The organism is Saccharothrix lopnurensis (assembly GCF_042658445.1).
Classification (GTDB): Bacteria; Actinomycetota; Actinomycetes; order Mycobacteriales; family Pseudonocardiaceae; genus Actinosynnema; species Actinosynnema lopnurensis.
In genome coordinates this window covers 121257-129034 of record NZ_JBHSQO010000015.1, presented here as the reverse complement: position 1 = coordinate 129034, position 7778 = coordinate 121257, and the positions used below count along the sequence as shown (strand labels likewise).

Sequence of the window (7778 nt, the reverse complement as noted above, 5' to 3'; positions counted from 1 at the left end):
GGGGGTCACGCCTCCGTGTCGGCGAGGGCTTCGAGGTCCGCCAGCACCATGTCCTCGACCAGGTCGGCGAGGGCTGCCACGGTGCGGGCGGTGAGGACGTCACGCGGGGACAGGTCGACGTCGAACGCCGCCTTGGTGCGGGACGTGATGTGCAGGCTGCGGATCGAGTCGCCGCCGAGGGCGAAGAAGCTGTCCTCCACGCCCACCCGTTCGACCCCGAGCACCTCGGCCCAGATCTCGGCGATGGCCGCCTCGGTCTCGGTGCGGGGTTCCACGTAGTCGGAGGAGGTGACCGCGTCGCGCTCGGGCGCGGGGAGCGCGACGCGGTCCAGCTTGCCGTTCGAGGTCAACGGCAGTTTCTCCAGTGCGACGAACGCCGCCGGGACCATGTGGTCGGGCAGGACCCTGGCCGTGTGCTCGCGCAGCTCCGTGGCCGTTGTCGGCTTGTCCGGCACGAAGTACGCGACCAGACGGTGTTCGTTCACCACTACAACGACCTGCGAGACGTGGGGATGCGCCCGCAGTGCCGCTTCGACCTCACCGAGTTCGACCCGGAACCCCCGGATCTTCACCTGTTGGTCCGCTCGGCCCAGGTAATCGAGCTTGCCATCCCCCCAGCGGGCGAGGTCGCCGCTGCGGTACATGCGCTCGCCGGGCTCGCCGAAGGGGTTGGCGATGAACCGGGACGCGGTCAGGCCGGGCCGGTTGAGGTAACCGCGGGCGAGTCCCGCCCCGGCCACGTACATCTCGCCGACCACCCCGGGCGGCACCGGTTTCAAGTCCTCGTCGAGGACGTAGACCCGCAGGTCGGGGATGGGGACGCCGATCGTGCCGTCCGCGTGGGTCCAGGTGACGTGGACCGTGGTCTCGGTGATGCCGTACATGTTGATCAGCGCGCCCCGGCCGCGCCACGCGTCGAGCTTGCGGACGTCGAGCGCCTCGCCGCCGAAGATGACGTACCGGACCGGCAGGTCGGGCGCTTCGGCGATGAGCTGGTAGAACGCGGACGGGGTCTGGTTGAGGACCGTGACGCCCTCGTCGACGAGCAGTCGGGCGAAGTCGCGCGGGGAGCGGGAGACCTCGAACGGCACGACGACGAGCCGGCCGCCGTGGAGCAGGGGGCCCCACAGCTCCCAGACGGAGAAGTCGAAGGCGTAGCTGTGGAACAGCGTCCACACGTCGTCCGGCCCGAAGCCGAACCACTGGTCCGTCCGGGTCAACAACCGCACCACGTTGGCGTGGGGGACGACCACGCCCTTGGGCTTGCCGGTCGAACCGGACGTGTAGATGACGTAGGCGGTGTTCCCCGGGAGCAGCGCCACCTCCGGCGCGGTGCCCGGCAGCCCGGTCAGGTCCGGCAGCGCGTCCAGCGTCAGCACCGGCCGCGAGTCCTCGATCACGTAGGCGACGCGGTCGGCGGGGTAGTCGGGGTCGATCGGGAGGTACGCCGCGCCCGACTTGAGCACGCCCAGCACCGCGACCACCAGGTCCAGGGAGCGCGGGAACTTCAGCGCCACCAGGGTTTCCGGTCCGGCGCCCGCCGCGAGGAGGTGGTGGGCGAGCCGGTTGGCCCGCTCGTCCAACTCCCGGTAGGTCAGCGACTCGCCGGCGCACGTGACGGCGGTCGCGTCGGGCGTGCGCGCGGCCCGGGCGGCGAACAGCGACGGGATCGTGCCGTCCACCGGGCCGCCGGCCGTGCCGTTCCAGTCGACGAGCACCTGGCGCACCTCGTCGTCGGACAGCCACGGCACCTCGGCCACCGGCCGGTCCGGGTCCGCGACCAGCTCCACCAGCAGGGTCCGCAGCCGCCGCGCCAACCGCTCCACGGTCGCCGCGTCGAACATCGCGGGCTCGTAGCCCAGCAGCAGGCCCAACCGCTCCTCCGGGTAGGCGGTGACGCTGAGCGGGAAGCTGGTGGTCTCCTCCGCGGACAGCTCGCGCAGGCCCATGCCCTCCGCCAGGTCGGCCGGGTAGTTCTCGAACACCACCACGCTGTCGAACAGGTTCGTGCCGCGCTCCACCCCGCTCCACGCCTGGAGCGCGGTCAGCGGCACGTGCTCGAAGCGCCGCGACTCGACCTGGGTGTCCTGGAGGGCGCGCAGCCACGCCGCGACCGGCGCCGCGCCGTCCACCGCGACCCGCACCGGCAGGGTGTTGATGAAGATGCCGGTGATGTCGTCCACGCCCGGCAGGTCGGCGGGCCGGCCCGAGACCGTCGCGCCGAAGCACACGTCGCGCCGCCCGCTGGAGCGGGCCAGCAGCAGCGCCCACGCGGCCTGCACGACCGCGCTCGGCGTGACGCGGTGCTCGCGGGCGAACTCGTACAGCCGCCCGGACTCCTCGGCGGTCAGCTCCAGCGGGACCCGCCGCGACGAGGCGCCGTGCTCGGCGGGGCGGTCGGCGGGCAGCGGCGTGGGCGAGTCGAAGTCGCCCAGCACGCGCCGCCAGTGCGCCTCGGCCGCCGCGCCGTCCTGCTCCGCCAGCCACGCCACGTAGTCGCGGAACGGGCGGCGCTCGGGCAGCTCACCCCGCTTGAGCACGTCGGACAGCACGTGGAAGACGCTCCAGCCGTCCAGCAGCACGTGGTGGAACGTCCACAGCACGTGCACGCTGGTCGGCGACAGCCGGGCGATCGTCAACCGCATCAGCGGCGCCGCGGCCAGGTCGAGGCCGCGCTCGCGGTCCTCGGCCAGCAGCTCGCGCAGCCGCTCCGCGCGGCCGGCGTCGTCCAGGCCGCTCCAGTCCAGGAAGGCGATCGGCACCTCGACGCGCTCATGCACCACCTGGAGCGGCTCGGCCACGCCCTCCCACAGCACGCTCGACCGCAGCGCCGGGGTCCGGTCGACCACCCGCTGCCAGGCGCCGGCGAACGCGGCCGAGTCGGTCACCCCGTCCACCACGAACGTGGTCTGCTGGAAGTAGACGCCCTTCTCGCCCAGGCCGTGGAACACCATGCCGGCCTGCATCGGGGTCAGCGGGTAGGCGTCCTCGCCGTCGAGGCGGTCCACCTGCTCCTGGGTGAGCCGCGCCAGCGGGAAGTCGCTCGGCGTGCGGCCGCCCGCGCCCGGCTCGGCGCAGTGCGCCGCGATGCCGCGCAGCGCGGCGGCGAACCCGTCGGCCAGGGTCCGGACCGTGGCCTCGTCGTGGACCTGGTCGCTGTAGTGGAAGGCGAACTCCAGCCGGTCGCCGCGCACCTGGCCGACCACGTCCAGCAGGTGCGGGCGCGGCGCGGCCGGGTCGGCGGACAGCTCCAGGTCGCGCTGGTCCTCGGCGAACCGGCCCAGGTAGTTGAAGCTGACCCGGGGGTCGCAGGCCGGCGCGGTGCGGGCCAGGTGGCGCAGCGCGCCGTAGCCGATGCCGCGCCGGGGCACCGCGCGCAGCTGCTCCTTCACCGACTTCAGCGCCGTGCCCCAGTCCGCCCCCGCCCGGGGGACGTCGAGCGCCACGGGGAAGACCGTGGTGAACCAGCCGACCGTGCGGGACAGGTCGACGTCGGGGAACAGCTCCTCGCGGCCGTGGCCCTCCAGGTCCAGCACCACGCGGTCGTGGCCGGTCCAGTCGGCCAGCACGCGACCCAGCGCGGTCAGCAGCACGTCGTTGACCTGCGTCCGGTACACCGGCGGCACGTCGCGCAGCAGCGCCGCGGTCTCCGCCGCGGTGAACCGCACGGTGACCTCGCGCTGCGAGCCGACGGTGTTGGGGCCCGGCCGGTCGTGGGGCACGGTGGTCGGGGTCCCCGCCACCGCGCCCCAGTGGGCCCGCTCGTCGTCGAAGCCGCTCGTGGCGTGCTCGGCGAGCCTGGTGGCCCAGTCGCGGAAGGACGTCGTCTTGCGCCCGAGGTGGACCCGGCGGCCCTCGCGGACCTGCCGGTACGCGGTGGTCAGGTCCTCCACCAGCACGCGCCAGGACACGCCGTCGACCACGAGGTGGTGCGCGGTGAGCCGGACCGACCGGTCGCCGACCACCTCGGCGCGCAGCAGCGGGCCGGTGGTCAGGTCGAAGCGGTCGAGCGCGAACGGGTCGACCTCCCCGATCGGGGCGACCACCTGCCGGTCGCCCCGGAAGCCGGTGCGCAGCGCGTCGTGGTGCGCGATCAGCGCCTGGAGCGCCGTGCGCAGGGCGGGCACGTCCAGCTCGTCGAGGTCCACCACCACGGACTGGTCGAAGTGCTCGGGCCGCACGGTGTGGCCGTGCAGGAACCAGCGCTGGATCGGGGTGAGCGGCGCGTCGCCGGTGACCGGGCCCTGGTCCGCGGTGGGCGGCAGGTCGCGGGTCACGTGCGGGGCGATCGCGGCGATGGTCTGGTGGGCGAAGATGTCCCGGGAGGTCAGCACCAGGCCCGCGCGGCGGGCGCGGGTGACCACCTGGATGCCCAGGATCGAGTCGCCGCCCAGCGCGAAGAAGTTGTCCCGCACGCCGACCCGGGCCGCGCCCAGCACCTCGGCGAACACGTCCGCGAGCACCGCCTCGACGGGCGTGCGCGGTGCCACGTAGCGCACCTCGGCGCGCTCCTCGGGCGGCGTGGGCAGGTCGTCCCGGTCGAGCCGGCTGAGGCCGACGAACGCGGCGGGCACGGCGTGCGCGGGCAGCACCTGCTCCAGGAAACCGCGCAGCACGGCCGGGTTGACCGCGGGCACGGTGTAGGCGATCAGCCGCCGGTCCGCCAGGACCACGGCCGCGTCCAGCACGTCGTCGTGGCTCTTGAGCGCGCGCTCCACCTCGCCGAGGTCCACGCGCAGGCCGCGCACGCGGACCGAGTCGTCCTGGGGGAAGTCCAGCTCGGCCAGGCCGCGCAGCGGGCGGTCCGGGTCCTCGACCACCAGGCGCAGCAGGGCTTCCAGGTCCGCGCCCAGCGCCTCGACGGTCGCGGCGTCGAACAGGTCGGTGTTGTGCTCCAGGGTCAGCGCCAGACCGCCGCCCCGCGCCTCCGGGCGCGGCCAGAACTCCACCACCAGGTCGAACCGCGCCACCGGGCGCGGCAGGTCGTGCTCGGTCACGGCCAGCTCGCCGAAGCGGCTGCCGCGCACCAGCGGCTGCTGGAGCGCCACCACGGCCTGCACCAGCGGCGTGCGGCTGGGGTCCGGGTCGGGCCGCAGCTCCTCGACGACCCGGTCGAACGGCACGTCGTCGTGGGCGAACGCCTCCAGCGCGGTGCCGCGCACGTGGTCCAGGAACGCGGTGAACGGCAGGTCCGGGTCCACCCAGGAGCGCAGCACCAGGGTGCGGACGAAGAAGCCGACCGCGCGTTCCAGGTCGGCGCGGTCCCGGCCGGAGCCCGCCGTGCCGACCGCGATGTCCCGCTGCCGGCAGCGCGCGGACAGCAGCACCTGCACCGCTGCGGTGAGCGTCATGAACAGCGTGGCGTCGTGGGCCCGGCCCACCCCCGCCAGGCGGTCGACCAGCTCCCGGTCCAGCTCCCGGCGCAGCACCGCGCCGGTGGTCGTGCGCAGCGGCGGGCGGGGCCGGTCGGTGGGCAGGTCGAGCGCCTCGATCCCGGCCAGCCGGTCGCGCCACCAGGCCACGTCGCCCCCGGGGTTGCCCCGGTCCCAGACCGCGAAGTCCGGGTACTGCACGGCCGGTTCCGCGGGCTGCCCGCCCGCGTACAGCTCGGCCAGCTCCTCCACCAGCACCTGCACCGACCAGCCGTCGGTGATGATGTGGTGCTGCACCAGGACCAGCAGGTGCCGGTCCTCGCCCAGCGGCGCGAGCACGGCGCGGGCGAGGGGGCCCTGGCGCAGGTCGAACGGCTCGTCCAGGCCCAGCTCGCCCGCGCCGGGCCGCTCGGTGGGCCGGGGCAGCACGCGCAGCGGGATGGTCCCGTGGGGTGCGACCAGCTGCACCGGCTCGTCGCCCACCACGTCGAAGGTGGTGCGCAGGGCGTCGTGCCGCAGCGCCAGCGCGTCGAGTGCGGCGGCCAGGCGCGGCACGTCCAGCGGCCCGGTCAGCTCCAGGCCCACCGCGGTGTTCTGCTCGGCGGTGCCGTCGAGGGAGAACAGCCGGCGCTGGGCGGGCGACAGGGGCAGCGGTTCGCCGCGCGGGACCCGGGGGATGGGTGTGACCCCGGGAACGGGCGCGCCGTCCTCGGGCAGCGCCCGCGCCAGCTCCGCGACCGTGCGGTGGTCGAACATCGCCCGCACCGGCAGCCCGCCCAGCCGCGACAGCGCGCGCACGGCCAGGATCGAGTCGCCGCCCAGGGCGAAGAAGTCGTCCTGGGCTCCGACCAGCGGCACGCCCAGCACCTCGGACCAGACCTCCGCGACCCGGTGTTCCGCCGGGGTGCGCGGCTCGACGTGGCCTTCCGGGGCCTCGCCGACGACCGGCGCGGGCAGCGCGTCGCGGTCCAGCTTGCCGTTGGGGCTCAGGGGGAACGCGTCCAGCGCGACGAACGCGGACGGCACCAGGTAGTCGGGCAGGGTCGCGGCCAGGTGCTCGCGCAGCCCCGCCGTCTGCTGCCCCGCCGCCTGTTGTCCGGCCGTCTGTTGCCCTGCCGTCTGTTGCCCCGCCGTCTGTTGCCCCGCCGTCTGTTGCCCCCCGTCGCGGAGGACGACGTAGGCCACGAGCCGCTTGGGCTCGTCCCGGGCGACCACCACGGCCTGCTCGACGGCCGGGTGCTCGCGCAGCAGCGCCTCGATCTCGCCGGGCTCGACCCGGAAGCCCCGGATCTTGACCTGGTGGTCGGCGCGGCCGACGAACTCCAGCTGGCCGTCCTCGCGGGTGCGCACCACGTCGCCGGTGCGGTACATGCGGGCGCCCGGCGCGCCGAACGGGTCGGCCACGAACCGCTGCGCGGTCAGGCCGGGTCTGCCCAGGTAGCCGCGGGCCAGGCCGACGCCCGTGACGTACAGCTCGCCCTCGGCGGCGGGGTTGAGCTCCTCGTCCAGCACGCGCACCTCGGTGCCGGGGACGGCCCGGCCGATCGGGGGCGTGCCGCCGGGGGTGAGGGGCTCGCTCCACGAGGTCACCACGGTGGACTCGGTCGGCCCGTAGGCGTTGATCATGCGGCGGCCCGGGGCCCACTTCGCCACCAGGTCCGGCGAGCACGCGTCACCGCCGACGATCAGCGTGCGGAAGGTGGGCAGCGGCACGTCGGGCACGGTCGCCATGGCCACCGGCGGGATGAGCGCGTGCGTCACCCCGAACCCGTCGACCACCTCGGCCAGCTGGTCGCCCAGCAGCGGTCCCGGCGGCGGCACGACCAGCGCCGCGCCCGCCGGCAGGGCCATGCACAGCTCCAGCACCGAGGCGTCGAAGCTGGGGGAGGAGAACTGGAGCACCCGGTCACCCGGCCGCACGTCGAAGTGCGCGATCTCGGCCTCGGCGAACGCGGGCAGGCCCCGGTGGGTCACCACCACGCCCTTGGGGCGGCCGGTGGACCCGGACGTGTAGATCACGTACGCCGGGTCGTCCGGGTGGATGTCCACCTCGGGGGCGGTGGCGGGCTGGTCCGTGGTGTCCAGCGGACCGTCCAGCACCAGCAGCGGGTCCGCGTCGGCGATCATGAACGCGATCCGCTCGGCCGGGTAGGCCGGGTCGATCGGCAGGTAGGCCGCGCCCGCCTTCAGCACCGCCAACCGCGCCACCACGATGTCCACGGACCGCGGCATGGCCAGGGCCACGATCCGTTCCCGACGCGCGCCCTTGGCGATCAGCAGGTGGGCGAGCCGGTTGGCCCGCTCGTCCAGCTCCCGGTAGCTCACCGCCCCTTCGGCGGACACGACGGCCGCCGCGTCCGGTGTGCGGAGAGCCTGCGCGGCCACCATGGCCGGCAGGTTGTGGGC

General features: G+C 74.8%; 1 protein-coding gene. It reads right to left on the bottom strand.

Annotation, left to right across the window (positions count from 1 at the left end; translation table 11 throughout):
• Positions 1-5: 5 nt before the first annotated feature.
• Positions 6-7757 (bottom strand): amino acid adenylation domain-containing protein, encoded by a 7752-nt coding sequence (locus ACFP3R_RS17280; protein ID WP_417750596.1) that lies wholly within the window; start codon positions 7755-7757, stop codon positions 6-8.
• Between the last annotated feature and the right edge of the window lie 21 nt (positions 7758-7778).